Annotated in this window: 25 protein-coding genes; 10 read left to right on the top strand and 15 right to left on the bottom strand. The window is 65.3% G+C overall.

The genetic code is table 11. The annotated features are described in order from the left end of the window. The first annotated feature begins 17 nt into the window (after positions 1 to 17). Positions 18 to 1,247 carry an acyl-CoA dehydrogenase family protein gene (locus tag RMCB_RS15375; protein ID WP_062829426.1) on the top strand — a complete coding sequence of 410 codons (1,230 nt, stop codon included), beginning with the start codon at positions 18 to 20 and terminating at the stop codon, positions 1,245 to 1,247. After that, entirely contained in the window at positions 1,244 to 2,041 is a 798-nt protein-coding gene (locus RMCB_RS15380) for a tyrosine-protein phosphatase (protein WP_062829427.1), read from the top strand. The genes RMCB_RS15375 and RMCB_RS15380 overlap by 4 nt, the downstream gene beginning before the upstream one ends. On the opposite strand, the gene RMCB_RS15385 is transcribed toward RMCB_RS15380, so the two are convergent. Next, positions 2,038 to 2,298 (bottom strand): hypothetical protein, encoded by a 261-nt coding sequence (locus RMCB_RS15385; protein WP_029368856.1) that lies wholly within the window; start codon positions 2,296 to 2,298, stop codon positions 2,038 to 2,040. The two genes, RMCB_RS15380 and RMCB_RS15385, sit on opposite strands and share 4 nt — an antisense overlap. 63 nt (positions 2,299 to 2,361) lie before the next feature. On the opposite strand from RMCB_RS15385, the gene RMCB_RS36055 reads away from it, so the two are divergent. Next, on the top strand, positions 2,362 to 2,499 hold the full coding sequence (locus RMCB_RS36055; RefSeq protein WP_165606285.1) for an Rv1535 domain-containing protein: 138 nt from the start codon (positions 2,362 to 2,364) through the stop codon (positions 2,497 to 2,499). A gap of 10 nt (positions 2,500 to 2,509) precedes the next feature. Here RMCB_RS36055 and RMCB_RS15390 read toward each other — a convergent pair whose 3' ends face one another. The 6 genes from RMCB_RS15390 to RMCB_RS15415 are packed head-to-tail and all read right to left on the bottom strand — an operon-like array spanning position 2,510 to position 6,819. Beyond that, positions 2,510 to 3,043: a YceI family protein gene (locus tag RMCB_RS15390; protein ID WP_234792116.1), complete on the bottom strand. Its 534-nt coding sequence runs from the start codon at positions 3,041 to 3,043 to the stop codon at positions 2,510 to 2,512. Further along, positions 3,040 to 3,525, bottom strand: a complete 486-nt coding sequence (locus RMCB_RS15395; protein ID WP_062829429.1) for a DUF456 domain-containing protein — start codon at positions 3,523 to 3,525, stop codon at positions 3,040 to 3,042. Before RMCB_RS15395 ends, RMCB_RS15390 begins: the two co-directional genes overlap by 4 nt. After that, entirely contained in the window at positions 3,522 to 4,241 is a 720-nt protein-coding gene (locus RMCB_RS15400) for a methyltransferase domain-containing protein (protein ID WP_062829430.1), read from the bottom strand. The genes RMCB_RS15395 and RMCB_RS15400 overlap by 4 nt, the downstream gene beginning before the upstream one ends. 9 nt (positions 4,242 to 4,250) lie before the next feature. Continuing rightward, positions 4,251 to 4,985, bottom strand: coding sequence for a haloacid dehalogenase type II (locus tag RMCB_RS15405; RefSeq protein WP_062829431.1), 735 nt, complete (start codon positions 4,983 to 4,985; stop codon positions 4,251 to 4,253). Beyond that, a complete protein-coding gene (locus tag RMCB_RS15410; protein WP_062829432.1) occupies positions 4,985 to 5,950 on the bottom strand; it encodes an NADPH:quinone oxidoreductase family protein in 966 nt (321 codons plus the stop codon). The genes RMCB_RS15405 and RMCB_RS15410 overlap by 1 nt, the downstream gene beginning before the upstream one ends. Before the next feature lie 5 nt (positions 5,951 to 5,955). Next, a complete protein-coding gene (locus RMCB_RS15415) occupies positions 5,956 to 6,819 on the bottom strand; it encodes an SDR family oxidoreductase (RefSeq protein ID WP_029368864.1) in 864 nt (287 codons plus the stop codon). Positions 6,820 to 7,061: 242 nt separating this feature from the next. On the opposite strand from RMCB_RS15415, the gene RMCB_RS15420 reads away from it, so the two are divergent. After that, entirely contained in the window at positions 7,062 to 7,229 is a 168-nt protein-coding gene (locus tag RMCB_RS15420; RefSeq protein ID WP_095533513.1) for a hypothetical protein, read from the top strand. Positions 7,230 to 7,287: 58 nt separating this feature from the next. On the opposite strand, the gene RMCB_RS15425 is transcribed toward RMCB_RS15420, so the two are convergent. Both RMCB_RS15425 and RMCB_RS15430 read right to left on the bottom strand, forming a co-directional pair. Continuing rightward, positions 7,288 to 8,223, bottom strand: coding sequence for a class I SAM-dependent methyltransferase (locus tag RMCB_RS15425; protein WP_062829433.1), 936 nt, complete (start codon positions 8,221 to 8,223; stop codon positions 7,288 to 7,290). 60 nt (positions 8,224 to 8,283) lie between these two features. Further along, complete coding sequence (locus RMCB_RS15430; RefSeq protein ID WP_029368866.1) at positions 8,284 to 8,919, bottom strand: TetR/AcrR family transcriptional regulator; 636 nt, start codon at positions 8,917 to 8,919, stop codon at positions 8,284 to 8,286. 125 nt (positions 8,920 to 9,044) lie between these two features. Here RMCB_RS15430 and RMCB_RS15435 point away from each other — a divergent pair, with 125 nt between their 5' ends. After that, positions 9,045 to 9,620, top strand: coding sequence for a TetR/AcrR family transcriptional regulator (locus tag RMCB_RS15435; RefSeq protein ID WP_029368867.1), 576 nt, complete (start codon positions 9,045 to 9,047; stop codon positions 9,618 to 9,620). 11 nt (positions 9,621 to 9,631) lie between these two features. Continuing rightward, complete coding sequence (locus RMCB_RS15440; protein WP_062829434.1) at positions 9,632 to 11,776, top strand: FUSC family protein; 2,145 nt, start codon at positions 9,632 to 9,634, stop codon at positions 11,774 to 11,776. 4 nt (positions 11,777 to 11,780) lie between these two features. Here the strand turns inward: RMCB_RS15440 and RMCB_RS15445 are convergent, their stop codons facing one another. Both RMCB_RS15445 and RMCB_RS15450 read right to left on the bottom strand, forming a co-directional pair. After that, on the bottom strand, positions 11,781 to 12,755 hold the full coding sequence (locus tag RMCB_RS15445; protein WP_062829435.1) for a pirin family protein: 975 nt from the start codon (positions 12,753 to 12,755) through the stop codon (positions 11,781 to 11,783). Between the two features lie 61 nt (positions 12,756 to 12,816). Then, positions 12,817 to 14,499: a phosphoenolpyruvate--protein phosphotransferase gene (locus tag RMCB_RS15450; protein WP_234792117.1), complete on the bottom strand. Its 1,683-nt coding sequence runs from the start codon at positions 14,497 to 14,499 to the stop codon at positions 12,817 to 12,819. Positions 14,500 to 14,602: 103 nt separating this feature from the next. On the opposite strand from RMCB_RS15450, the gene RMCB_RS15455 reads away from it, so the two are divergent. Genes RMCB_RS15455 through RMCB_RS15470 form a run of 4 tightly spaced genes read left to right on the top strand, consistent with a single transcriptional unit; the run spans position 14,603 to position 18,650 of the window. Beyond that, positions 14,603 to 15,370, top strand: a complete 768-nt coding sequence (locus RMCB_RS15455; RefSeq protein ID WP_062829437.1) for a DeoR/GlpR family DNA-binding transcription regulator — start codon at positions 14,603 to 14,605, stop codon at positions 15,368 to 15,370. After that, complete coding sequence (locus tag RMCB_RS15460; protein WP_062829438.1) at positions 15,367 to 16,335, top strand: 1-phosphofructokinase family hexose kinase; 969 nt, start codon at positions 15,367 to 15,369, stop codon at positions 16,333 to 16,335. The genes RMCB_RS15455 and RMCB_RS15460 overlap by 4 nt, the downstream gene beginning before the upstream one ends. Beyond that, on the top strand, positions 16,332 to 18,380 hold the full coding sequence (locus RMCB_RS15465) for a PTS fructose transporter subunit IIABC (RefSeq protein ID WP_062829439.1): 2,049 nt from the start codon (positions 16,332 to 16,334) through the stop codon (positions 18,378 to 18,380). The genes RMCB_RS15460 and RMCB_RS15465 overlap by 4 nt, the downstream gene beginning before the upstream one ends. Before the next feature lie 12 nt (positions 18,381 to 18,392). After that, positions 18,393 to 18,650 carry an HPr family phosphocarrier protein gene (locus tag RMCB_RS15470; protein ID WP_029368877.1) on the top strand — a complete coding sequence of 86 codons (258 nt, stop codon included), beginning with the start codon at positions 18,393 to 18,395 and terminating at the stop codon, positions 18,648 to 18,650. 51 nt (positions 18,651 to 18,701) lie between these two features. Here the strand turns inward: RMCB_RS15470 and RMCB_RS35840 are convergent, their stop codons facing one another. The 4 genes from RMCB_RS35840 to RMCB_RS36290 form a co-directional block, all read right to left on the bottom strand. Further along, positions 18,702 to 19,478, bottom strand: a complete 777-nt coding sequence (locus tag RMCB_RS35840) for a hypothetical protein (protein WP_131805533.1) — start codon at positions 19,476 to 19,478, stop codon at positions 18,702 to 18,704. A 240-nt stretch (positions 19,479 to 19,718) separates the two neighbouring features. Beyond that, on the bottom strand, positions 19,719 to 20,387 hold the full coding sequence (locus RMCB_RS35845; RefSeq protein WP_131805534.1) for a hypothetical protein: 669 nt from the start codon (positions 20,385 to 20,387) through the stop codon (positions 19,719 to 19,721). Between the two features lie 588 nt (positions 20,388 to 20,975). Next, positions 20,976 to 21,959 (bottom strand): hypothetical protein, encoded by a 984-nt coding sequence (locus RMCB_RS35850; RefSeq protein ID WP_131805535.1) that lies wholly within the window; start codon positions 21,957 to 21,959, stop codon positions 20,976 to 20,978. A gap of 7 nt (positions 21,960 to 21,966) precedes the next feature. Further along, the gene (locus RMCB_RS36290) at positions 21,967 to 24,225 is read right to left on the bottom strand and encodes a TPR repeat domain-containing protein (protein ID WP_201028297.1); all 2,259 of its coding nucleotides are present in this window, start codon (positions 24,223 to 24,225) and stop codon (positions 21,967 to 21,969) included. Between the last annotated feature and the right edge of the window lie 76 nt (positions 24,226 to 24,301).

A 24,301-nucleotide genomic window follows, 5' to 3' on the forward strand; every position in this document is an offset into this window, starting at 1 on the left:
GTCATATCGTGGCTGGCATGGACTTCGCGATGTCGGCCAAAGCGACTGATTACCACAAACGGCTCACCGACTTCATGACCGAGCACGTGTTCCCGGCGGAGTCGTCCTACGAGGCGTATCGCGAGGAGAGGGGTCCCAAGGACCACACCGTGCCGCCGGTGGTCGAGGAACTCAAGGTCAAGGCCAAGGCCGCCGGGCTATGGAACCTGTTCCTACCGTCGGAGTCGGGGCTGACCAACCTGGAGTACGCACCCCTGGCCGAGATCTCGGGGTGGAGCCTGGAACTCGCCCCCGAGGCGATCAACTGCCAGGCCCCCGACACCGGCAACATGGAGACCCTGCACCTGTTCGCCACCGAAGCGCAGCGCAAACAATGGCTCGAGCCGCTGCTGGCCGGTGACATCCGCAGTGCGTTCGCCATGACCGAACCCGCCGTGGCCTCCTCGGACGCCCGCAACATCGAGACGACCATGCTGCGCGACGGGGCCGACTACGTCATCAACGGCCGCAAGTGGTGGATCAGTGGCGCCGCCGATCCGCGCTGCAAGATCCTCATCGTCATGGGCCGCACCAATCCCGACGCGGCCTCGCACGCCCAGCAGTCGATGATCCTGGTGCCGGTGGACACCCCCGGCGTGAGCATCCTCCGTTCCCTTCCGGTGTTCGGCTGGCAGGACCAGCACGGGCACTGCGAGATCGTCTTCGACAACGTGCGGGTGCCTGCCGAGAACCTGCTGCACGAGGAAGGCAGCGGCTTCGCCATCGCCCAGGCCCGGTTGGGCCCCGGCCGCATCCACCACTGCATGCGTGCCCTCGGGGCGGCTGAGCGGGCGCTGGCGTTGATGGTCGACAGGGTGCAGAAGCGCGTCGCGTTCGGCAAGCCGTTGGCCGAGCAGGGTGTGGTGCGCGAGTCGATTGCCAAGTCCCGCAACGAGATCGACCAGGCCAGGCTGCTCTGCGAGAAGGCCGCATGGACCATCGACCAGCAGGGCAACAAAGCCGCCCACGTGCTGGTGTCCCAGATCAAGTCCGTGGCCCCACAGGTCGCCTGCACCGTCATCGACCGGGCCATCCAGGTGCACGGGGCGGCCGGCATCAGCGACGACTTCCCGTTGGCGCGGCTCTACGGCTGGCATCGCGCGATGCGGCTGTTCGACGGGCCCGACGAGGTGCACATGCGCACCATTGCCCGTGCCGAGCTCGGGCGCGAGAAGTCGGCCCTCGCAGCGGCGGTGACGTCCGCATGACCGTCGGGCTCGGAGAACTGTCAGGAGCGTGGAACTTTCGAGATGTGGCGGAGTCCACCGGGATTCGGCCCGGCCGGCTCTACCGGTCCAGTGAGCTGAGCGCGCTCTCCGACGCGGGACGCGACCGGTTCCGAGACTTGGCCATCACCGATGTCGCCGACCTTCGGTCCTACCGCGAGGTGCAGCGCCGTGGCCCGGGCCTGGTACCCGACGGCGTCGAAATCCACATGCTGCCGTTCCACTTCCAGGACGACTCCGATCAGGACGCACCGCACGAGTCGACGTTCCAGCGGGTGATGGCCGAGTCTCCCAGCGACGAGAACGTGGTCGACGCCGCCAAGCGGTACATGGTCGAGGTCTATGAGGAATTCCCGACCCTGCCGGGCGCGCATACCGCTGTGCGCCAAGTGATCTCGCTGTTGGCCGCAGGTCGGCCCGTGCTCGCGCACTGCTTCGCAGGCAAGGACCGCACCGGGTTCACCGTGGCGACCGTGCTCAATGCCGTCGGGGTATCCAGCGACACCGTGATGGCGGATTTCCTGCGCAGCAATGACGCCATCGTTGCGCTGCGCGAGCGCATCCTCGATTCGGTGCGGGCCCGATCAGGCGATGCCGAGGTCATCTCTTTCGCCGAAGCTCGGCTGACCGACGAGGTGCTCGGCGTACGCGAGGAGTACCTCGACGCCGCGTGGCGCACGCTGGAGCACAGCTACGGTTCGACTTCGGGCTTCCTGAGGGCGGCCGGCGTGACGGACGCGGACCTCGCCGGGCTGCGTACGGCGCTGCTGGATTAAGCCGCGTCGTTTTCCGCGGCGATCCGCCGTTGTTCGTTGCGCATCAGCACCTGCCCGGCGCCGAGCAACAGGGCGACGGGCCAGTCGATGATCTCGATCGCTGCCAGCACGCCGAGTGCGCTGTAGAAGGCCAGCTGCTCAGGGGGCGGTACCGCGACCCGGCCCACCACCGGCAACGTCAGCGCAAAGCCGCGGGCATTGCGGACCCTTTGCACCGCTTCGCGGTGACTCTGCGCCTGTCGTGAGTTTTCGGGCATTGGTCACCTCTCCGTCACGTCGGTTTCGACTGCTCGACGTTTCGATTACCCACCGTGACAGGCGTGACAACCTCCAATGTGTCGGTCGATCCGATGGCCGACATCGTGGCGCGCGTCTTGACGGTCCCGTTGCGTGAGCTGTACGCGATGTTGTGGCGCTGCGGCGTCCTGCACATCGACGACTCGCCCACCGCTTCTTGAGCTCTCACGTTCACCGTTCTGCCGCGAGCGTGACCCGCACCTCGTCCGCCACCTTCATCGCACCCATCAGCATCGAATACTGCTTGATGCCGAAGGCGGAATGCCGCACCACCGCCTCACCTGAGATGCGCACGCCATCGGGCTCGACGTGGACATCGACGGTCTGCTCACCGCTGTGCCCGGCGATCTGCAGGGTGCCGACCAGTCGCAGCGTGTCACCGTCGCGGTCGATCGCCGACGACCGAAACGTAGCTTGGGGAAACCGCTTGGCCTGCAACGTCTTCAGCGCGTTGGTGCGCACCACCGCCTTCTCGGCGCCCGATAGCGGCGTCATCCCGCCTTCGCCCCGGACGACGTCGAGGGAGTCGAGGTCGACGGTGACCTCGACGGCCGCGGGCTGATCGCCGTCCCAGTCCACCGTGGCCTGCCATGACCGCAGCGCGATCGTCAGACGGTGCCCCATGCGCGACGCGCTGCCGGTGACGCCCGTGTGCAGCAGCAACTCACCGTCGGATGCGTCCAATGTCCATTGCCGTGCAGTCAATTGCTGAACACCAACCCCGTCACCCACGCAATTGTGGCAAGCAGCCCGCCGGTCAGCTCGACACCGACCGAGAGGGCCACGCCCTTGAGCGCATGCACCGTCGACGCGAAGGCCCGGCGGTGGTCCCGCCGCACCGACAACTCTGCCAGGTAGACGCCGGCCACGAAGCCCAGCAGCAGACCCAGCACCGGGATCACGAAGAACCCGATGATGCCCAGCACGCCGCCGGCCACCAAGCTGCCCGTCCGGACGTCGGCGGCCCGCATGCGGCGCACCGGCCACAGGTACTTCACCACCTCGCTGGTGATGAACAGCGCCGCCGCGACTCCGAGCGTCACCCACGACACCGCGGTGTGCTCGACGATCGCCCACACCGCGATCGCGGCGAACACCAGCAATCCACCTGGCAGAACCGGCACCACGATGCCGACAAGCCCGACGGCGATGGCTACAGCGACGAGTACGACGCCAAGGGTGCTCACGGCTTCTGGCCGCGTACCCACTGAATGGCGCCGACGCTCTTGGAACGCACCCTGAGCAGGCCGAGTTCCTCGAAGATGTCGCCGATCTCGTCCTGCCCGAAGAACCGCGCGCCGCCCTTCGACAGCAGGCGCACCGGGCCGCGCCCGACGGTGGGCACCATGACGGCGATCCGCCGGCCCGGCCGCAGCACCCGCACCATCTCCGACAGTGCGGCGTCGGCATCGGGGATCAGCTGCAGCACTGCGATCGAATTCACCGCGTCGAACGATTCGTCCCGGAACGGGAGCCGCTGGGCATCGGCCCGGATGAAGCCGACCTGCCGGCCCGCTTCGGCGGCCACCGCACGGGCCAGCATGGGTTCGGAGATGTCGATGCCGAGAGCCAGCCCGTCGAGGCCGGCGGCCCGAGCCAACGCCGCTGTGACGTTGCCGGGGCCGCTGCCGACGTCGAGCACGACGCCACCGGATGGAATGTTCAACCAATCGACGGGCGGCCGCGTCACCGCCAGTAGCCGCCGGTTCAGCAGCTGCGCACGGTCATAGAGCATCGACCCGACCGGCGACGCCCACCACTTCTGAATGGTCCCCGAGTTCTTGGGCGCGTCAGAGCCCGCGCCCAACAGGTCGAGGTAGCCCTTGCTGGTGTCGGGCTCGGCCGGCGGGTCGATCAACAGCTCTAGTGCCCGGCGCAGTGCTTGATTCGACGCAGTGTCCACAACTCCACGCTACGCACCGAGCTGGTCGGCGAGGTCGAGGAAATCCGTCGCCGACACGTCGAACTCGCCCGGCTCGACTACGTGGGCCTCGCCGTCCGGCCCGTGTTCCAGAGGCCGGGCCACATAGGCCGTGCCCAGCCCAGCCACGCGGGCCGCCCGCAGGTCGGACGGATGCGCGGCGACGAGAGTCAGCTCGGCGGGTGCCACGTCGAGCAGTTCGGCACAGCCCAGATACGCCTCGGGGTCTGGCTTGTAGTGCCGGAACAGCTCAGCCGATATCACGCAATCCCACGGCAGGCCTGCATGTTTGGCCATGTTGGTGAGCAGGGACAGATTGCCGTTGGACAGCGTGGTGATGACGAAACGGTCCTTGAGCCGGGTCAGCCCGGCCACCGAATCGGGCCACGGGTTGAGCCGGTGCCAGGCCCGGTTGAGGTGATCCACCTCGTCATCGCCCGCCTCGATCCCGCCCTCGCTCAGCAGCGAGACCAGGATCTGCCGGTGCAGGTCGTCGATCCGCGTCCACGGCAGCTCACCGCGCCGCACCCGGTCCATCGCCGGGGCGTAGCCGGCCCGCCAGGCGTCGGCGAAGGCAGGCCAATCCCGCTGCAGCCCATGCTGTTCACCAAAGGTCTCGAGTTCGGCGATGATCGACGACCGCCAATCGACGACGGTCCCGAACACGTCGAACGCGAGGGCGCGAGCGCTCGGCTCAAGCCCGATGTTCTTCGCGCGAGCGCTCATCACGGCTCCAACACCAGCTTGCCCCGCACCCCGCCACTGGCCAGGGCGTCGAGTGCGGCCACCCCGTCCGACAAGGGGTACCGCACGGGCGGCGGCGGCCGCAGCCCGGCCGCAACCAACTTGGCCAGTTCGGCTCCCACCTGCCCTTGGGCCTCCGGGTGGCGACGCAGGAACTCGCCCCAGCCCACTCCGACCACGCTGACGTTGCGCAACAGCAGGCGATTCACCTTGACGGTCGGGATTCCGCCACCGGCGGCGAATCCGATCACCAGCAGCCGGCCCTCGGGTGCCAGCACGCGGATGGCGTCGTCGAAGGCGTCACCACCGATCGGGTCAACGACCAGGTCGACCCCTTGGCCATCGGTGGCGTCGAGCACTGCCTGGCGCCAGCCGTCGGCCAGCGGCAGCACCACGTCGGCACCCACCGAGGTGACGAACTCCTCGGCACCGGACCGGTGCACCATCGCGATAACCTTGGCGCCCATGGCTTTTGCGAGCTGAATCGACGCGACACCGATACCGCCCGCCGAGCCGAGCACCAGCACGGTCTCGCCGGCCTGCAGCCCTCCGCGGCGAGCCAGGGCGAACTGCATCGTGTAGTAGTTGCCCAACAAGGAGGCGGCTTGCCCGTCGTCGATGCCGTCGGGAGTGGGTATGACGCCGGCCGGTGCGACGGCGACCTGCTCGGCGTACCCGCCGAGCATCGTCATCGCGGACACGCGCTGGCCGGGTGTGAAACCCGACCCCTCGGGCGCCGACCGCACGGTACCGGCGACCTCCATACCGGGAGTGAACGGCGGCTCGAGCCGCAGCTGGTATTCGCCGCGCAGCAACAGCAGATCAGGGAAGCAGACGCCGGCGGCGCCGACGTCCACGATCACCGCATCGTTGGACACGGGATCGGGAACATCGACGTACGCCAACCCGGCTGTACCGGTAAGTGCTTGTGCTACAAGCGCTTTCACCTGAGCTATCCCAGCTTGAAGCTGGCCTGCTGGGCTGCCGACAGGTCGGTGATCTCACCCCACTTGGCGGCGATGTCATCGACCGAGGGCACCTCGGTGAACGTGACGCCCTCGTTCTGGAACAGTGCGGTGCGCTGCACCTTGCCACCGCCGACGATGAAGACGGAGTCGGTGTCGGGCAGTTCCTCGGTCATCAGATAGGCCACGACCGGGGCGACGTACTCGGGGGTGAGCTTCTCGAACACCTCGGGCGGCAGGATGTCCTGGGTCATACGGGTGGCGGCGATGGGCGCGACCGCATTGGTCTTGATGTTGTACTTGGCGCCTTCCTGGGCCAGCGTGTTGATCAGGCCGACCAGGCCGAGCTTGGCGGCACCGTAGTTGGCCTGGCCGAAGTTGCCGAACAGGCCGCTGGTGGACGTGGCGACGACGACGCGGCCGAAGCTCTGCTCACGGAAATGCGGCCACGCGGCGCGGATGACGTTGTATCCGCCGTACAGGTGCACTTTCAGCACGGCGTCCCAGTTCTCGAACGTCATCTTGTGGAACGTGCCGTCGCGCAGGATGCCCGCGTTGCTGACCACGCCGTCGACCTTGCCGAACTCGTCGAGCGCGGTCTTGATGATGTTCTCGGCGCCCTCGGGCTCGGCGACACTGTCGTAGTTGGCGACGGCGCGCCCGCCGGCGGCCTTGATCTCGTTGACGACCTCGTCGGCCATGTTGTGGCCGGCGCCGGTGCCGTCGCGGGCACCGCCCAGGTCGTTGACGACGACGCTGGCCCCCTCGCGGGCGAGCGTCAGGGCGTATTCACGCCCCAGACCACCACCGGCACCGGTGACGACAACAACGCGATCCTGCACTCCTGGCATGACGGTTCCTTTCGGTTGAAGGGGCTCAAGCTCGGGCCCGTCAGCAATCACCACTGTCGGGCGTCCTTCTCTGTATACGGCGGCCAGATCGCCGACCGCGCATCGGGTCAGCCGAAGACACACCCTCCGCCCTCACAGTGAGCACTGTCACGGCGCTTCGCGAGGTTTTACCGGAATGAAACACCGACGGCCCTGAGTTGAATCAGTCAAGAAAGCAACAGAACAAAGAAGAGGCAAGAGAAATGAAGAAGTTCGGATTCACCGCCGTCGTCGCAAGCGGACTCGCCGCCGCCGTCTTGGGCCTGGCTGGACCGGCATCGGCCGGGGTGGACCACCAGGACTGGCTCAACCAGATCGGCCAGCACGTGAACGTGCCGCAGGTCGACACCTCGGTTCACCAGAGCCGCTGACACCAACTCAAGCGGGGCACCGGAAGATCTCCGGTGCCCCGCTTTTGTTGTGTCCCTGCTAAATCCGTTCGGCTGTGACGAAGGTCGCGAAGGCGTCGTCGTCGTGCGGGTGCTGCAATTCGACAGAGCGGTTCAGCCGGCGCATCTCGGCCAGGGAGTGCACGCCGTGCGCTCGCCAGCCGTGCTCGTTGAGCCACTGCGTGACATCGGCGCGGTCGGGGTCCTCGTAGACCAGGTTCTGGATGTCGAGGGCCTGCTCCAGATTGAACTGGGCCGCGAACCGCGCGAAGCGCTCCCGCATCTCCTCGCGGCGTTCTGCTGCCGTGTGCCCGGCGGTCTCGGCCGCGATGCGGCTGCCCGGCGCCGAGAGTTCGGTGATCTGCTCGAAGAGTCGATCCTGAGCATCGGCGGGCAGATACATCAACAGCCCCTCGGCCAGCCACGCCGTCGGCTTCTCCGCATCAAAACCGGCCTCCCGCAATGCCTTCGGCCAGTCGAAGCGCAGGTCCATCGGCACCTCGTGGCGCTCGGCGGTCGGCTGCACACCATGCTCGGTCAGCGTGGCGGCCTTGTACTCCAGCACCTTGGGCTGATCGATCTCGTAGACCGTGGTGCCTGCCGGCCACTGCAGCCGGTAGGCCCGGGAATCCAGACCCGAGGCCAGGATGACGACCTGGCGGATACCGGCCTGCACCGCGTCGGCGAAGTACGCGTCGAAGAAGTGGGTGCGCACCGCCTGGTAGTTGCCCATGTGTTCGAAGATGGCCGCCGCCTCAGCGTCCGCCGACTCGATCTTGGTGGCAAAATCCTTGTCCAGCAAGGTTTCCCAAATGCCGGTGCCGGCACCGGTGACCAGCAGCCGGGCGTACGGATCGGTGATCAGCGGATCCTCGCGCTCGGTTTCCGCGGCGCGGGCGGCGGCCACCATGACGGCCGTGGTACCGACGCTGGTGGCGATGTCCCAGGTGTCGTCGTGACTGCGCAGTGAGCTCATCTGACCGATGCTACTCAGCAAGTTAGGCAGGCTATGGGCTGGTGTGTTCCAGCTCACGCATCAATCGCGCAGCTGCCAGAGCTTGTTGGCCATCAGCAGTTCGAACTTGTCCACGATGACGCCGAGTTCGTCCGCATTGCCGACGTATCCGGCGTAGAAACCCATGCCCCACATCACCGCGATCAGCATCTCCACGATCGCCGGAATGTCGGTGTCGGCGCTCAACTCGCCACGCTCGACCGCGTCGTTGACCGCCCAGGAGACGAACGCCCGCGAGCTCTTGAGCGCGTCGTGTTCATCCGACACAAGATCGGGGTGCCGCTGCGCCTCCAGCACGGAGGTGACCAGGAACGCGGCCGTGGATCGGTCACTCGAATCAGCGTCCATCGCAGCGGCGAAAAAGGCCGACAAGCGACCGAGCAAGGTGGACGACTCGTTGGCCTTGGCAATGCCCGCGGCAATCACCGATGCATTGGTCTGCTCGACCACCTCGCGGTACAGCACACTTTTGCTGCCGAAGTAATGATTGATCGCGGGGCGGGTGAGATCCGCCCGGATGGCGATTGCCTGAAAAGTGGCAGCGTCATAGCCGAGTTCGCTGAATACCTCGCGCGCGGCATGCAAGATGCGCTCACGGGTCTCCGCAGCCTTAGCTGCAGGGGGACGGCCCGGTCCCCGGCTCGCGGTATGCGCCACATGACAAAGTGTGCCACAACACACCCGGCACTTGTCGCAACACCTGCCGTCGCGACGCCATCGGCGACTTTCTCAGCAAAATATCAGGACCGCCATAGGTTGACTGACGAACTATGGTGGCCTGGATGGCTGGCGTCGTTTCCCGAGAGTCGTACTTCGACACGGGATTGGACGTACTGTCCGATCAGGGTTACGGCGGCCTGAAGCTCGCCGAGGTGTGCAACCGGCTCGGCGTCACCACCGGGTCGTTCTACCACTACTTTCCCAACTGGGCGGCGTACACCCGAGAGCTGATCGCGCACTGGCGCCAGGCCCGCACGCTGCGGGTGGTGGAGGCCGTGCGCGCCGATCCCGACCCGCATCGACGGATCGACACCCTCATTGCCGAAGCGCTGGCGTTGCCGCACGGCGCCGAGGCCGCCATCCGCGTGTGGAGTTCACTGGACCCCGACGTCTACACCGTGCAGGCTGTCGTGGATCAGCTGCGCTTCGACGTCATCTACGAATCGGCCCGCGAGATCATCGGCGACGAGGCCAACGCCCGGCACTTCGCCGCCTGGGGCGTGTACCTCATCGTCGGCTATGAGCAGAGCACCCTGCCACGCAATACCGAAGCCCTGCAATGGATTACGGATCAACTGCGGGATTCTCTGGAATCCGGCCGGTTCAGTCCGGCACCTGAAATCGGCCAACCCGGCTAGCATCGGCAGTCATGCTGAACCCGGTTGAGCTCTGGCACCGGGCAGCAGATCGGATCCGTGACCGCGATCCCGAACACGACGCGCTACGGCGCGCCATCCGGGCGGCCATCATGATCCCCATCGCCGCGGCCATCGGCTTCACCGTCGTCGGCCCCGGCTCGCAGACCCCGCTGTTCGCCATCTTCGGCGCCGTCTCACTGCTGATCACCGCTGACTTCCCCGGCAACCGGGCGGCCCGGGCGCTGGCCTACTGCGGCCTCGCGTTCAACGGCGCGGTGCTGATCACCATCGGCACACTGCTGGCGCCGCATCCCTGGCTGAGCGTGGCGGCGATGTTCGTCATCGGCGTGGTGGTGTCGTTCTCCGGGGTGCTCAGCGAGATCGTCGCGGCCGGTCAGCGCGCCACGCTGTTGATGTTCGTGCTGCCGCTGTGCACACCGGTCGGCCCGATCCCCGACCGGCTGCTGGGCTGGCTGATCGCCCTGGTGGTCTGCGTACCCGCGGCCCTGTTCCTGTTTCCGCCACGCCATCACGACGAGTTGCGCCGCAATGCCGCACAGGTGTGCCGGCTGCTCGCCGACCGGCTGGAGGGGACCGCGTCGGGTCGCGACGTGACCCGCGCGATGAACGCCCTGTACGCCAACTTTCTCGGTGCCGACTACCGGCCGGTGGCGCTGACTGCGGGCAGCCGGGCCCTGGTGCGGGTGGTCGACGATCTGGGCTGGCTGACCGACCAGGTCACCGGTGATACCGGAGACCTGCTCGGTCCGATGCGCGATACGGCGGTGCGGGTGCTGCGCGACAGTGCGGCGGTGCTGCGGATCCGCGATGCCCGCAAGCGGGCGGCCCACGGCGCGGATCTGCACGCGGCACTGGCCGAACAGCGGAAGGTCGCACAGGGCACCTACCGCGACGACATCGTCGAGTTGCTCGACGCGCCCGACGACCAGGCCGCCGTCGAAATCGGACGCACGCTGCTGGTGCGGCGCACCACCTCGGCGACCATCGCGGTGACGGGGCGGATCATCGGCAACGCCGCGCTGGCCGACGCTCGGCCGGTGTGGGCCCGAGTGCTGGGTATGCGGCTGCCGAAGACCGGCGCCGCGGACTGGGTGATGCCGGAGACCGTCGCAGTCGCGGAGATCGCCAGGGGATTTCTGGCGACCCGGGCGGTGGTACTGCGCAACAGCCTGCGTACCGGTCTCGGCCTGGCGCTGGCAGTCACGGTCACGCACGTGTTTCCCGTTCAGCACGGGTTCTGGGTGGTGCTCGGCGCCATGTCCGTGCTGCGCAGCAGCGCGCTGGCCACCGGAACGCGGGTGCTGCGGGCAGTGGCGGGCACGGCAGTGGGTTTCGTGCTCGGCGCGATCCTGATCAAACTGGTCGGGGTCGATCCGGTGGTGCTGTGGGCGCTGCTACCGGTGGTTGCGTTCGGTTCGGCGTATGTGCCGGGCGTCATGTCGTTCACGGCCGGTCAGGCCGCTTTCACCATGATGGTGCTGATCAACTTCAACCTGATCGTGCCGACCGGTTGGCGGGTAGGCCTGCTGCGAGTCGAGGATGTCGTGGTCGGTGCGTCCGTCGGCATCGTGGTGTCGCTGCTGCTGTGGCCTCGTGGCGCGTCGGCGTCGGTGTCCAAGGCGATCAACGATGCCCGGGTGGTCGGGGCGAAGTTCCTGCGCGCCGCGGTGTTGCGCGCCACGCGTGGCGCATCCGAGGACGCCGACGACCGGGTGAACGCGCTCAGCTACGACGGCCTACGTGCCACGCGCGTTCTGGATGATGCTGTGCGCCATTATCTTTCGGAGAACGGCGGCCCGTCGGATCTGCGCGCTCCCGTGGTGAAGGCCGCGAACCGGGCGATCCGGGTACGTGCCGCCGCGGAGCTGATCGCCGATGTCGTCCCGCCGCCGCTTGGCACCTACCAGCGGACGCGGGACGTGCTGGAGGTGCATGCGCAGGCGATCTGTGCGCGGCTGGTCGGCGGCGACACCCGGGCACTGGTCCCGATCAGCGACAACCTGGTGCGGTGCCTGCGGGCCGAGTCCACCGGTGACGATCTCGCGGTCTCGGCGGCGCTGCCGCTGGTGACGGTGGCCGCCAACCTCGGCGAGCTGGAACTGCTGTATCCACAGCCCGCCGAGACCATGCGGTAGCGCGTCAGTTGAACGGCCGGTGCGGCATCAACGCGTCCGCCGGGATCTGTCCGAACTTGCCGGACTGGTAGTCCTCTAGTGCCTGGATCAGCTCGGCCTTGGAGTTCATCACGAACGGACCGTAGTGGAAGACCGGCTCACGGATCGGCCGGCCACCCAGCAGCAGGATCTCCAGCGCAGGCCGATTCGAATCCTGGGTGCCCTCGGCGGTCACCGTGATGCGGTCGCCGGGCCCGAACACCGCCAGTTGTCCCTGGTGGATCGGGTGTGCGACCGGGCCGACGCTGCCGCGTCCGCTGAGCACGTAGACCAGGGCGTTGAAATCGCGGTTCCAGGGCAGGTTCAGCTGAGCACCCGGCTCGACCGTGGCGTGCGCCATGGTGATCGGGGTGTGCGTGGCTCCAGGACCCTGAGCTCCGTCGATGTCACCGGCGATGATGCGCACGAGCGAACCACCGTCTTGCGACGACAGCAGCTTGGCCTCGTTGCCCTCGATGGCCTGGTACTTGGGCGTCGCGAACTTGTCCTTGCGGGGCAGGTTCACCCACAGCTGGATGCCGTGGAACGTGCCGCCGCTCTCGACGAGCTCAGCCGGCGGGGTCTCGATGTGCAGGATGCCGGACCCTGCCGTCATCCACTGGGTGGCGCCGTCGGTGATCAGACCGCCGCCGCCATGGGAGTCCTGGTGGGCGAACCGGCCGTCGATCATGTAGGTCACGGTTTCGAAGCCGCGGTGCGGGTGCCAGTCGGTGCCGCGAGGCTCACCCGGCTGGTACTCCACCTCGCCCATCTGGTCCATGTGGACGAACGGGTCGAGGTCGGCGGCACTGACACCGGCGAATGCCCGGACGACGGGGAATCCTTCGCCCTCGTACCCGCGCGGGCCGGTGGTGATGGACCGAACGGGGCGTTCGGTGTCCGACGCCTTGGGTGCCGCGATACGCGGCAGGGTCAGGGTGTCGGCGGTGATGGCTGGCATCTGTACCTCCTGGGGTATCTGAAGTGATACCCGTATAACCGGACCGCGGTCCGATTATTCCTCACTGCAGGAGGGTCAGCGCGGCAGCCCGAGCCTCGGTGGCAGTCGCCGTCGCCAACACCGCGTCGGCGGCCTCACGGCACTGCTGCAAGCTGACCTGGGCGAGCTTCGCCCCGACCGCGGGAATCGCCGCGGAGGCCGCCGACAGCGACGTCACCCCTAGGCCCGTCAGCACGCACGCCAGCAGCGGATCGGCCGCCGCCTCGCCGCACACGCCCACCGGCTTGCCGACAGCTGCGCCGGCCCGTACCGCCATGGCTACCAGCGCAAGCACGGCGGGCTGCCAGGGATCGGTCAAGGTCGCCAGGTCGGCTGACATCCGGTCGGCAGCCATCGTGTATTGCGCCAGGTCATTGGTGCCGATCGACAGGAAGTCGACGTGCTCGAGGATCTTGTCGGCCAGCAGCGCCGCGGCGGGCACCTCGATCATCACGCCCGGGGTCAGTCCGTAGGAGCGAGCTGCGTCGGCGAAGCTCTCAGCCTCGGCCGCCGTGGCGATCATGGGCGCCATCACCCATGGCGGGTTGCCGCTCGCCTTGCCCGCTGCAGCGATCGCCTCCAGCTGCCGGTGCAGCAGCCCCGGATTGCCCTCAGCGATCCTGATGCCGCGCACGCCGAGTGCCGGGTTGGCCTCGTCGGGGTGGCCTGCGAATTTGAGCGGCTTGTCGGAACCGGCGTCGAGCGTGCGGATCACGACCTTGTGGCCACCGAACGCGTCGAGCACCTCGCCATAGATCTTGGCCTGCTCGGCGACCGACGGTTCGGTGTCTCGGTTGAGGAAGCACAACTCGGTGCGGAACAGTCCAACCCCCTCGGCCGGGGTCTGCCGGGCCGCTCGTGCCGCGGCCCCGTCCTGCACGTTGGCCAGGACCGCAACGGCATGCCCGTCGGCAGTGGCCCCCGGACCGGTCCATTGCCGGGCCTGCTCGGCAGCGTGTTGCGCGGCGGTGACGGCGGTTGCCGCTTCGAGCGGATCGGGGTCGACGGTGAGAGTGCCGGTGGTTCCGTCGAGCAGGACAGTCGCGCCTGTGGCGACATCATCGAGCCCGTCGACCGCGACGACACACGGGATGCCCAGCTGGCGGGCGATGATCGCGGTGTGGCTGGTGGGGCCGCCCAGTGTGGTGGCCAGGCCGATCACCAATGAGGGGTCGAGGCCCGCGGTATCGGCAGGGGCGAGGTCCTCGGCACACAGAATCGACGGCACATCCGGCAGCGGCACCCCCGGCTCGGGCAGGCCGGACAGTTCCGCGACGACGCGGTCGCGAATATCGCGCAGGTCGGTCACCCGCTCTGCCATCAATCCGCCCAGCTGAGTGAACAGAGCCACGAACTGGTCGACGGCCTCCCCGACCGCGCGCACCGCGGGTGCACCGCCGGCAATGCGTTTCTCGGCAGCTCCCAACCAGGCCCGGTCCTGGGCCAGCGTGGCGGTCGCGGCCAGCACCTCGGAGGCCGCGCCGGTGGCACGTCCCGCCCGGTCGCGTAAGCGGTTGGCGACCGTTGCCGCCGCCGCACTGAAGCGCGCGGCCTCTTCTGCCCGCGCCGACTCCTCGACGTCACCCGCGGGGGCGTCGACGACGGGCAGCCGGCCCGGACGGATCACGGGTCCACACTGCACGCCTCCCACCACGGGGACCCCGCGAAGGACGACCTGTGAAGTAACCGGAGATGAAGTGCTCATGTGAGACAGATTACTAGAAACCGTTGACAAGTCAACACGATCAAGCGTAAAACAACACATATCAACATTCAGTTGGTGCCGGAACCCACATAAACGGAGGGTCATGTACGCCGAAGAACGTCAGCAGGCCATCGCTGCGCTGGTGATGACCAGGGGACGCGCCTCTGTCGCGGAACTGGCGCAGACCTATGACGTCACTACTGAAACCGTCCGCCGCGACCTGGCCGTCCTCGACAAGGCCGGGCTGCTGCACCGCGTCCACGGCGGCGCCGTCCCGGCCCGCACCCTGCACCTCGTCGAATCGGGCGTCGGCGAACGAGACACCACAAGGGCCGAACAAAAGGACGCGATCGCCACCGCGGCCCTCGACTTCCTACCGCTCAGCGGCGCCACGATACTGCTGGACGCCGGAACCACCACGGCACGCATCGCCGCGCAGCTGCCGACCGACCGGGAGTTCACGGTCGTGACCAACTCGGTGCCGATCGCGGCCCGGCTGGCGGGCAGCCCGACCATCACACTGCAACTGCTCGGCGGACGGGTCCGCGGCCTCACCCAGGCCGCCGTCGGCGAACACGCCCTGGCCGTGTTGAGCACCCTGAGGGTCGACGTCGCATTCATGGGCACCAACGGCATCACCGTGCGGCACGGCCTCTCCACGCCCGACTCCGACGAGGCGGCCATCAAACGCGCAATGGTCGCGGCCGCCAATTACGTTGTGGTGACCGCCGACTCGTCGAAGGTGGGCCGCGAAGACTTCATCAGCTTCGCCCCGATCGACAGCGTCGACACCCTGATCACAGACAGTGACGTCCCGGCGGTCGACCGCGGAGAGCTGACATCGCACGGCGTCGAAGTGGTGATCGCATGATCGTCACTGTGACGCCCAACCCCAGCCTGGACCGCACTGTCACACTGCCCGGCCCGCTCATCCGCGGCGCGGTGCAACGCATCGACACCGTCACCGTCGAGCCCGGCGGCAAGGGCATCAACGTCGCTCGCGCGCTCACCCTCGCCAACGTCGACGCGTTGGCGGTGCTACCCGCCGCCGATACCGATCCGTTGCTGGGCGCGCTGCGCTCGCGCGGTGTCCCGTTCACCGCGGTACCCATTGCCGAGCCCGTCCGCACCAACCTCGCGATCACCGAAACCGACGGCACCACAACCAAAGTCAACGAGCGCGGAGCACTGCTCGACGAAGCTTCCCTGGCCGCGCTCACCGACTGCGTGGTGCAGCGGGCCCGAGCGGCCTCATGGGTCGTGCTGTCCGGATCGCTACCTCCCGGAGCCCCCGTCGACTGGTACGCCCGCATCGTGGCGCAGCTGGCGCCGCTGAACTGCCAGGTGGCCGTGGACACCTCCGAAGCCCCGCTCGCGGCACTCGCGGCGGCATTCGAGGTCGCCGCACCCGACCTGATCAAGCCCAATGCCGAAGAACTGGCCGACCTGGCCGACGCATCGGCGGCGGAGCTCGAAGAGGCTGCCGGAGAAGGTGATCCGACACCCGTCGTGGCAGCCGCCACCCAGTTGATCGACCGCGGTGTCGGCGCGGTGCTGGCCACTCTCGGTGCAGCAGGTGCTGTGCTCGTCGACCGGGTCGGAGCCTGGCACGCCACGCCACCGCCCATCACCCCGCGCAGCACCGTCGGCGCCGGCGACGCCTCCCTGGCCGGGTACCTGCGCGCGGCAGCCGCCGGTGCCGAACCGCCGCAACGGTTGCGCATGGCCGTCGGCTACGGCAGCGCCGCCGCCGCCCTGCCCGGATCTGCCCTGCCCGCCCCCGCCCAACTCGACCTCGATGCCGTCCGTATCCACGCCATGAAGGTGCCGCTATGACCCAACCGATCATCACCCCAGAACTCGTCCTGCTCGACGTCGCCGTCGACGGCGACAAGGAAGCCGTCATCGGCCGGCTCGCCGGCGCGCTCGCCTCCGCGGGACGCAGCTCCGATGCCGACGGTCTGATCGGCGCGGCGCTGGCCCGCGAGGCCCAGTCCGCCACCGGACTGCCCGGCGGCATCGCCATCCCGCACTGCCGATCGCCCTATGTCGACGCGCCCACCATCGGCTTCGCGCGGCTGTCCCCCGCTGTCGATTTCGGCGCCCCCGACGGGCCGGCCGATCTCGCATTCCTCATCGCAGCACCGGAATCCGGTGGGGCCGAGCACATGAAGCTGCTGTCCAGCCTGGCCCGCGCGCTGGTCCGCAAGGACTTCGTGGCCTCGCTGCGCAGCGCCGCAACCGCCGACGAGGTGGTGGCGTTGGTCGACGGTGTGGTCAACCCGGCCCCTGCTACCCCGGCTCCCGTTGCTACCCCGGCTCCGGTTGCTGCTTCGGCGGCTTCTCCGGCGGCTGCGGCCGCACCCGCGCCCAAGAGCGTGTCGATCGTGGCCATCACCGCCTGTCCCACCGGTATCGCCCACACCTACATGGCGGCCGACGCCTTGAAGCTCGCTGCCCAAGAGGCCGGGGTGAACTTCACCGTGGAGACCCAGGGCTCGTCGGGCAGCACGCCGCTGTCGGCATCGACCATCGCCGAGGCCGACGCCGTCATCTTCGCCACCGACGTCGGGGTCAAGGACCGGCAGCGCTTCGCCGGTAAACCCGTCATCGCCTCCGGCGTGAAACGCGCCATCAACGAGCCCGCCAAGATGATCGCCGAAGCAGTCAGTGCCGCAAGCGATCCCAACGCGCCCCGGGTAGCCGGTGACGCCGCCGCGTCGGCCACGCCGTCCACTGGCAGCGGCGACGTGGGCTGGGGAACCCGGCTGCGGCAGATCCTGCTCACCGGTGTGAGCTACATGATCCCGTTCGTCGCCGCGGGTGGTCTGCTGATCGCTCTCGGCTTCCTGTTCGGCGGATACGAGATCGCCAACAAGCCTGCCGGTCAAACGGATTCGATGGCACACATCATCGCCACCACGAACTCGCTGACCAACCTGCCCAGCGGTGGATTCGCCCAGTACCTCGGGGCTGTGTTGTTCAGCCTCGGCGGCCTGGCGTTCGGATTCCTGGTGCCCGCACTGGCCGGCTACATCTCGTTCGCCATCGCCGACCGGCCCGGTATCGCACCAGGTTTCACCGCAGGAGCCGTGGCCGTGTTCGTCGGCGGAGGGTTCATCGGCGGCATCGTCGGCGGTCTGATCGCCGGTTTCGCCGCCCTGTGGATCAGTTCCTTCAACGTGCCGAAGTGGTTCCGTGGACTGATGCCGGTCGTGGTGATTCCGCTCGGGGCCTCGCTCATCGTCGGCCTGCTGATGTTCATGCTGCTCGGCCGGCCGCTGGCCGCCATCACCTCGGGCCTCACCCACTGGCTCGGTGGCCTGTCCGGCAGCTCTGTGATCCTGCTCGGTGTCATCCTTGGTCTGATGATGTGCTTCGACCTCGGCGGACCGGTGAACAAGGCCGCCTACGCCTTCGCCACCGCCGGGCTCAACGTGGCCGACCCCGCCTCGCTGCGGATCATGGCCGCCGTGATGGCCGCCGGCATGGTGCCCCCGCTGGCCATGGCGCTGGCAACCACGGTGCGGCCCGGGCTGTTCAGTGAGCCCGAGCGGGAAAACGGCCGCGCGGCATGGCTTTTGGGTCTCTCCTTCATCTCCGAGGGCGCCATCCCGTTCGCCGCGGCAGACCCGTTCCGGGTCATCCCGTCGATGATGTTCGGCGGAGCGGTCACCGGCGGCCTGATCATGGCCTTCGACGTCAGCTCCAAAGCACCGCACGGCGGCATCTTCGTGTTCTTCGCGATCGGCAACCTGCTGTGGTTCCTCGTCGCGCTCGCTGCCGGCACCGTCGTCAGCGCCCTGGCCGTGGTCGCGGCCAAGCAGTTCGCCAAACCCACCGCCACCACGTCGGACGCCCCGGCGCTGGCCACCACCTAAGGAGAAGAATCAATGCCCAGCAAAACCGTCATCGTCGGCTCCGCCATCGGTCTGCACGCCCGCCCCGCCGCCATCATCGCCGAGGCCGTCGTCAACGCCGGTGTCCCCGTTACCCTTTCGGTCGACGGCGGTGAGCCGGTAGACGCCGGATCCGCCCTGATGATCATGACCCTCGGCGCCGGCAACGGGGCATCGGTCACCGTCGAATCCGACGACGCCGACGCACTCGCCACCGTCGCCGGCCTCGTGGAGCAAGACCTCGACGCGTAAGCAGTTGTCGCGCAATGACTCGCACCGTTCGTTCTCGAACGGTGCGAGTTGTCATTTGGTTGGTTTGGCGGGCCAACCCGGGTATGGCGGCAGCGTGGGAAGCTCTGCGCGAGGTGGAAAACTACTGATCAATCGAAGACGCTGCTCAAATGGATCCGGCGCCGCCGCGACACACGCATCCGTTATGTGTTGAAGTACTTGGCCATCCCCACTTCCAGCACGTGAGCGAAAATACCCACCCCAGTAGGCCGTGACACGGTACTGGCCGAAGACATCGTCAAATGGTGTCCGTGCAGGGCCAACTTCGGACTGATGGCCATTAGCGGAATCTGACGGAGCACGCAAAGTCACTCTGAAGGCAGACATTCCGCCATCGGGCTCCTTGGTCGGATAGGCCCTCGGTTCGTACCTCCCGTTGCTATCAAGCGACGCAACCCGATACGTGTACATACAGCCATCCGCGGTGATGGTGTCGCCCGATCGGGTGACCGACAGGATGTGGTTGCGCTGGGTGCCAACCCACGGCCGGTCTTCGGGCTCGGAATTAGCCGGACGCAATTCCTCATCAACGGCGTCCGCGAAACCGGGGTAGGCGTACTTCTGATCGCCTGTCATTTCCACGAGTTGAACCGACTCCAGGTATGCGCGTACCACGACCGCCGACCCGTTCACGAGGTCGATACCTTGCTCGCCGGTCCACACGATCGTGAAATCCCGGTAATCCTCAGGCCAGCCCGCCGGACTTGGATCTGGTATCCGGCCTGGCGCGCATGCCGCGGACGCCAATATTGCGAGCGCGCCGGCCGCCGCCAACTTCGGCATTTTCACCGCGATACCCCTTTTCAACTCACACCTACTGATCAATGGCGTTGATGCCGGTTGCGGGGCAACGTTGGTCGCTCGTGAGATGCCCTGTCGTTGGCCGTCGGCTCCCCGGGATGAGCCTTCTAGCGTCGCTTAGCCCACGGGCCATCCCGGGCTGGCCGGCGACGTCGGGAAATCAGTGCGCGGATGCTCACCGTTGATGAGGAAAGTACGTTGCTCCTGTGAATCTGGTGCAATTTGGACTCATTTTGCAAGGTCATCGTCAAAAGTCGGCCATTGCGACCTGAACTCCGATCCACCAGTTACAAACAGATGGCCTGTTATTCGCCAACTACCAAACACATCTTGACTCGCTGCAGGCGATGGCCCAGCTTGCGGTGGCAAGTGCTCAGAGCGGTTGCCTCCAGCAGCGAGCACAATCCGCTCGACATGGATACCCTGAGGACGCGAATCGGGTCTACGCGCGACACTCTCGTATTTGCCGTCACCGACTTCGGTGGCGACGAAATAATCGTAATTACACACGGTTCCGACCACACCATCGTTGCCAGGGACCAGAGAAAGGATGTGATGCCGCGCGTTACCGATCAGCGCTTTGGTCAACGAGTAGTTGACATTCGGTCGAATGTTGGTGTCATGGTCACTGCCCTGTACGGCGCGATCGAAACCCGGATACGCGTAATCCAGGCTGCCCATCGACTGGGCGAGAAACCACGACTCAAGGTACGCCCTAACAACAACCGCTACACCCTTCTCTACGTCGATGCCAGGCGCCGCATCCCACTGATAGCGTAGATCGCTGAGTAAGCCACTCCATCGCTGTATTGACTGCTGGCGATCGCCGCCCAAATGACAACCCGCGAGCATCACCGATGCGACGATGATCAGTACAAGGCCATTGCTGCGCCGCACGATTACTTGCCACCCGGAATCTGGATGTTTCTCGCCTTCCTATACCAGTCTGAGAACTCTGTAACGGCGAAGCATCTATTAGCCAAGTAGTCGACTGCGCCTGGTAGTAGTCCCCGAGGCCTGCTTCGGGGTCCTCAAGCATCTGTTCTCGCGTCAGACCGTTCTTTACGTAAGTCACTATATCTCAATCTATGGCTGTTTCGCCTGGGGGCACACGCGCTGACGCCATCGCGCTGACAATGTAATCATGGGCTTGCGGCAATTGTTTCGCCGGCAGATTTATGGCATCCGCAGTCGAGGCGGCCAAACCAGCAAAGATGCTAGCCTCTCGTGTCGCTGTTCTACCGCTGGGGGTTGCGCAAATATTCCCGGGCCATTCGGCAGCAATGCATTTGGCTATTTCATACGCCGACGCAGTGGACCTTTGAGCGCTTTCCGTGTCGGTGGCAATCGTCGCAAAGACCTCGCGACGGGCGTCGCAGTCATTGAGGCCAGTAGTACGGGCTGTGACCGTTTCAGACAAACTGCTTGTTCGCCAAGAGAAGAATGGCAATCATTCATATGGCGCGCGCTACGACTTGCCGAATGCTATCGGCGACGGTTACTCGAGATGGTCTTGCTTAATTGATCAGAAAATTTGCTGTCAACGCCGTTCAGCGAGTTCGATCTGGCGACGTATCGGCTCAGCATGCCAGAGTACTCAGCCCAAGCAGCCTCTCCTAAATGTTGGCGCACATACTCTGGTGCCAATAATTTACCGCCCACGTCAAAGTATCGTCGGTCGACGTCTTCGTTTGGTCCCACGATAGTCGCGCGCGCCAGCGTATAATCCAATTCGGTTCGCACCACCTCCGGGTCAAATATGTAAGGACTGGAAGCAGGCGCTTTCAGCTCACTAGCAAACGCAAGACCAAATAATTGCGCGAGACGCGCTACTTGGGTACTAATACTGTTGTCATCTACAGGATTCGCCGCAAGCGAGTTGGCCAGAACCTCACGATAATGGTCGGTGAGATTGACGATCGCCGCTCCGAGATCTGCAGAGCTTGTCGCTGTAGTGCCGAGTACTGTGAACGCAGCGAACGTTCTCGGCATTGTACTGTCCAGGGGATCGAGGGGTTGAAATCCAGCGACATTTCCTGGGTCTCCAACCATTGCGCCCAAGAAGGGTATAACGGCATTGGTGTAGGATTCGACAATCGCAGGGTTTATGTCTCCGACTGTCACATTACCGTTGTTGGCCTTGTCAAGCTTCAGCAGAGTTGGTGCGGTATCAGCCAGGAAAGTCACAATACCGTATGCCGTATCCGCGGCGGCCTGACGCTCGGTTGGTACAGAAGCTGTGGACCATTCTGGCACCCAAGTGAAGAGATGCGCGACTCTCGCTCCGTGATCCTTCCACTTAAAGATCGTAACGTCTTTTAGAAATTGCTGGCCAGTCGCGGAAGCAACACGGTCACGGAGTTGATATGGATCGGAAGGGTCGGGAAGAGCTGGCTGTGCCGTAGTACACGAAGGTAGAATCAGCGACAATGCCGCCGCCGTTAATGCTGCAATCTTACTCGGTCGCATTAGCAATCTATTGTTCCCGCTTCGGCAAATTGGTGTTCGGCGCACTGTACTGCCATTGGAAATCAGAGACGGCAGACCCAAGTGATGGATAGTTGTTGGCGAAATAACGAGACAGTTGAGACCTGTAATCCTCCCAACCGGCTTCGCCGTACTGAGCCCGGACCTCGGCGGGAGTCATCAGTGTGGTCCCATTGAAATATGTTGAAGATATGTCATTGTTAGGTCCATTCACAAGACCCGCCGCTACTGAGTATGCGGCTTGAGTTGCACCATTCCCCAGCTCACGTCGATCGTTATCCACCCCAACATCGGTGGTTGTCGTGCCCTCTGGAAAATCTTTGGAATCAGGTTGGGAACCAATCATTCCCTGTTCTAGGGCAGCGTGTAGACGATCGATCCCCGGGATATTCTCACCTACTACGTCCCACCCCAATTTTTTAAGGTCCCAAGCGGCTTTGGCGTGGTCATACGCACTTTGCTGAACATTTTCATTATGGTTGTCTGTCGCAATATAAGCGCCTGCGTCGATCAACCCCAGCAACCGTCCCGCCTTGGCTAGATCACCCTGATGCGGGTTGGTTCCCGGAACTGTGGGGTCAGCTTTGGCGGCCTCGGCAAATCCATTTTGGTAGTCCACAACGTGCTTGTAAGCCTCGCCGTTGAAATATTTGGCGGCGTCGGGGTTAGAATCGATGACTGCGAACAGTTTTCGCGTGTTGTCCAAATTTGTGCCTAGACCATCGAGTGGATCAAAGCCGTTGCCATTCCGTTCGCCAACCATTGCTTCCTGGTACGGCGCCAAACCGTGTGCGAATGCTTGCACGAGCTTCGGATTGGTCTCCCCGATACTGTGATGACCGGGCAGATCGAGCAGCTTTTCGCCGTTTACCCCCAGGTACTTGCCATAGGTCTCCGCAGTCTCTGCGGCCAACCTGCCTTCAGAACCAGTGGAGTCCTTCGTCCACTCAAATAGGGATCCTGCCGCCTGACCATTATCCGCCCAGGCGTGACGGGTGACGTCGTGTAGGAAATCCTGGCCTTTGTCGCTGATCAGATGGTCATGCACGACTTCATGGTCGCGGCTAACAGCCGAGAACACGTCCGAGACAGCTGGGTCCAAGTAAGGATCCCGTCCGCCATCCTTTCCGTTGCTAACTGGATCCTTTTCCCATATTGGGGCGTCCATCATCTTATCTGCTTTATTGATCAGCGCCCGGTCAAGCTCCGTACCTTTTTGTAGCGATTCATCGCCACTCTTGACTATATTTGCGATGTCACGAGTTTGATCTGTGTAAAGCACGCCCGACGATTCCAGCGCACTTCGCACCTTGTCGGGCAGTTTGTCGCCCCCGCCGCTCGTCACGTTGCTTGGATCATCAAGAGCTTCCCGCTCAGGTTTAGTGACCGGAAACTGCACGTCCTTATTGCTCATCAACTGCCATGAGTTGGGGATGATGTCGCCGTGCTCACCCAACTTCTCGCGCACTTCCTTGAGCCGCTCGACGGACATACCTTTCTGCTGAGCCTGCATCTGGCTCAGATATGCCCCCTCCTTTTCGGACAAACTCTGCCCGGGATGAATACCCTTGAGTACATTCTCCACACGCGCGGCGGCGTCCTTGTTGCCGGCAAGGGCATCATGAACATCTTGCTCCGCCTGTTTATGAACGTCCTTCTCACGGCCATCCCCAGTCAGGGTATGAAGATCGCCCTTCTTTTCGTCTTTGCCATCCTTCTCCCCCGGCCCTTTCTCCCCCGGCGCGAACTTCTGGTTCGTCAGAGCGTCGTATTCGCCTTTGATGCCTTGGACACGGCCGCGAATGTCGGTCATGTCATTGGTGGACTTCTGGATGATGTCGCTGAGCTGGCTGACGCCCTTGTTGACGATCGGCAACAGCTTGCGGTCACGTTCGTCGGCGTCGGTATCGGGAATCGTCGCCGCCATGCTGGTCACCCAACTCTTGACGTTGTCGAGGTTCTGCCGGCCGGTGGTCACCACATTGGCAGCGTTGGTGACCTCAGCAGCCATCCGCTTGTCGAGGTCGGCGAGCTTGCCGTAGACCTGCGCGTGTTCCTTGTTCGCCGCGGCGTAGGCATCGGAAGCCGTACCCTGCCAACGGGAATCGGGTGCTGCGGCCTCCACGCTGGATTTCATCTGCAGCAGACGAGAACTGCCGTCGAACTTGGAGCCGTCCTCAGGAGTGCCCTGCCCGAACGTTTCCCTCGCTTGCGACCACGTCTCGTTGAACGCATCGAGCAGCCCCACCACGACCTCCCGGATTCCCTACAGCTAACTCTCAGTATCGCAGGCTGGACGTGGGGCCACGTGCACGAATTCCCGC

Origin of the sequence: Mycolicibacterium brisbanense (genome assembly GCF_001570425.1) — a bacterium.
Taxonomy (GTDB): Bacteria; Actinomycetota; Actinomycetes; order Mycobacteriales; family Mycobacteriaceae; genus Mycobacterium; species Mycobacterium brisbanense.

What these genes read in the sequence shown, in the direction of transcription:
- RMCB_RS15375 (WP_062829426.1), top strand. Translation starts at nt 18, where the DNA reads ATGGACTTCGCGATGTCGGCCAAAGCGACTGATTACCACAAACGGCTC.
- RMCB_RS15380 (WP_062829427.1), top strand. Translation starts at nt 1,244, where the DNA reads ATGACCGTCGGGCTCGGAGAACTGTCAGGAGCGTGGAACTTTCGAGAT.
- RMCB_RS15385 (WP_029368856.1), bottom strand. Translation starts at nt 2,298, where the DNA reads ATGCCCGAAAACTCACGACAGGCGCAGAGTCACCGCGAAGCGGTGCAA.
- RMCB_RS15405 (WP_062829431.1), bottom strand. Translation starts at nt 4,985, where the DNA reads ATGAGCGCTCGCGCGAAGAACATCGGGCTTGAGCCGAGCGCTCGCGCC.
- RMCB_RS15415 (WP_029368864.1), bottom strand. Translation starts at nt 6,819, where the DNA reads ATGCCAGGAGTGCAGGATCGCGTTGTTGTCGTCACCGGTGCCGGTGGT.
- RMCB_RS15420 (WP_095533513.1), top strand. Translation starts at nt 7,062, where the DNA reads ATGAAGAAGTTCGGATTCACCGCCGTCGTCGCAAGCGGACTCGCCGCC.
- RMCB_RS15425 (WP_062829433.1), bottom strand. Translation starts at nt 8,223, where the DNA reads ATGAGCTCACTGCGCAGTCACGACGACACCTGGGACATCGCCACCAGC.
- RMCB_RS15435 (WP_029368867.1), top strand. Translation starts at nt 9,045, where the DNA reads ATGGCTGGCGTCGTTTCCCGAGAGTCGTACTTCGACACGGGATTGGAC.
- RMCB_RS15440 (WP_062829434.1), top strand. Translation starts at nt 9,632, where the DNA reads ATGCTGAACCCGGTTGAGCTCTGGCACCGGGCAGCAGATCGGATCCGT.
- RMCB_RS15445 (WP_062829435.1), bottom strand. Translation starts at nt 12,755, where the DNA reads ATGCCAGCCATCACCGCCGACACCCTGACCCTGCCGCGTATCGCGGCA.
- RMCB_RS15450 (WP_234792117.1), bottom strand. Translation starts at nt 14,499, where the DNA reads ATGAGCACTTCATCTCCGGTTACTTCACAGGTCGTCCTTCGCGGGGTC.
- RMCB_RS15455 (WP_062829437.1), top strand. Translation starts at nt 14,603, where the DNA reads ATGTACGCCGAAGAACGTCAGCAGGCCATCGCTGCGCTGGTGATGACC.
- RMCB_RS15460 (WP_062829438.1), top strand. Translation starts at nt 15,367, where the DNA reads ATGATCGTCACTGTGACGCCCAACCCCAGCCTGGACCGCACTGTCACA.
- RMCB_RS15465 (WP_062829439.1), top strand. Translation starts at nt 16,332, where the DNA reads ATGACCCAACCGATCATCACCCCAGAACTCGTCCTGCTCGACGTCGCC.
- RMCB_RS15470 (WP_029368877.1), top strand. Translation starts at nt 18,393, where the DNA reads ATGCCCAGCAAAACCGTCATCGTCGGCTCCGCCATCGGTCTGCACGCC.
- RMCB_RS35850 (WP_131805535.1), bottom strand. Translation starts at nt 21,959, where the DNA reads ATGCGACCGAGTAAGATTGCAGCATTAACGGCGGCGGCATTGTCGCTG.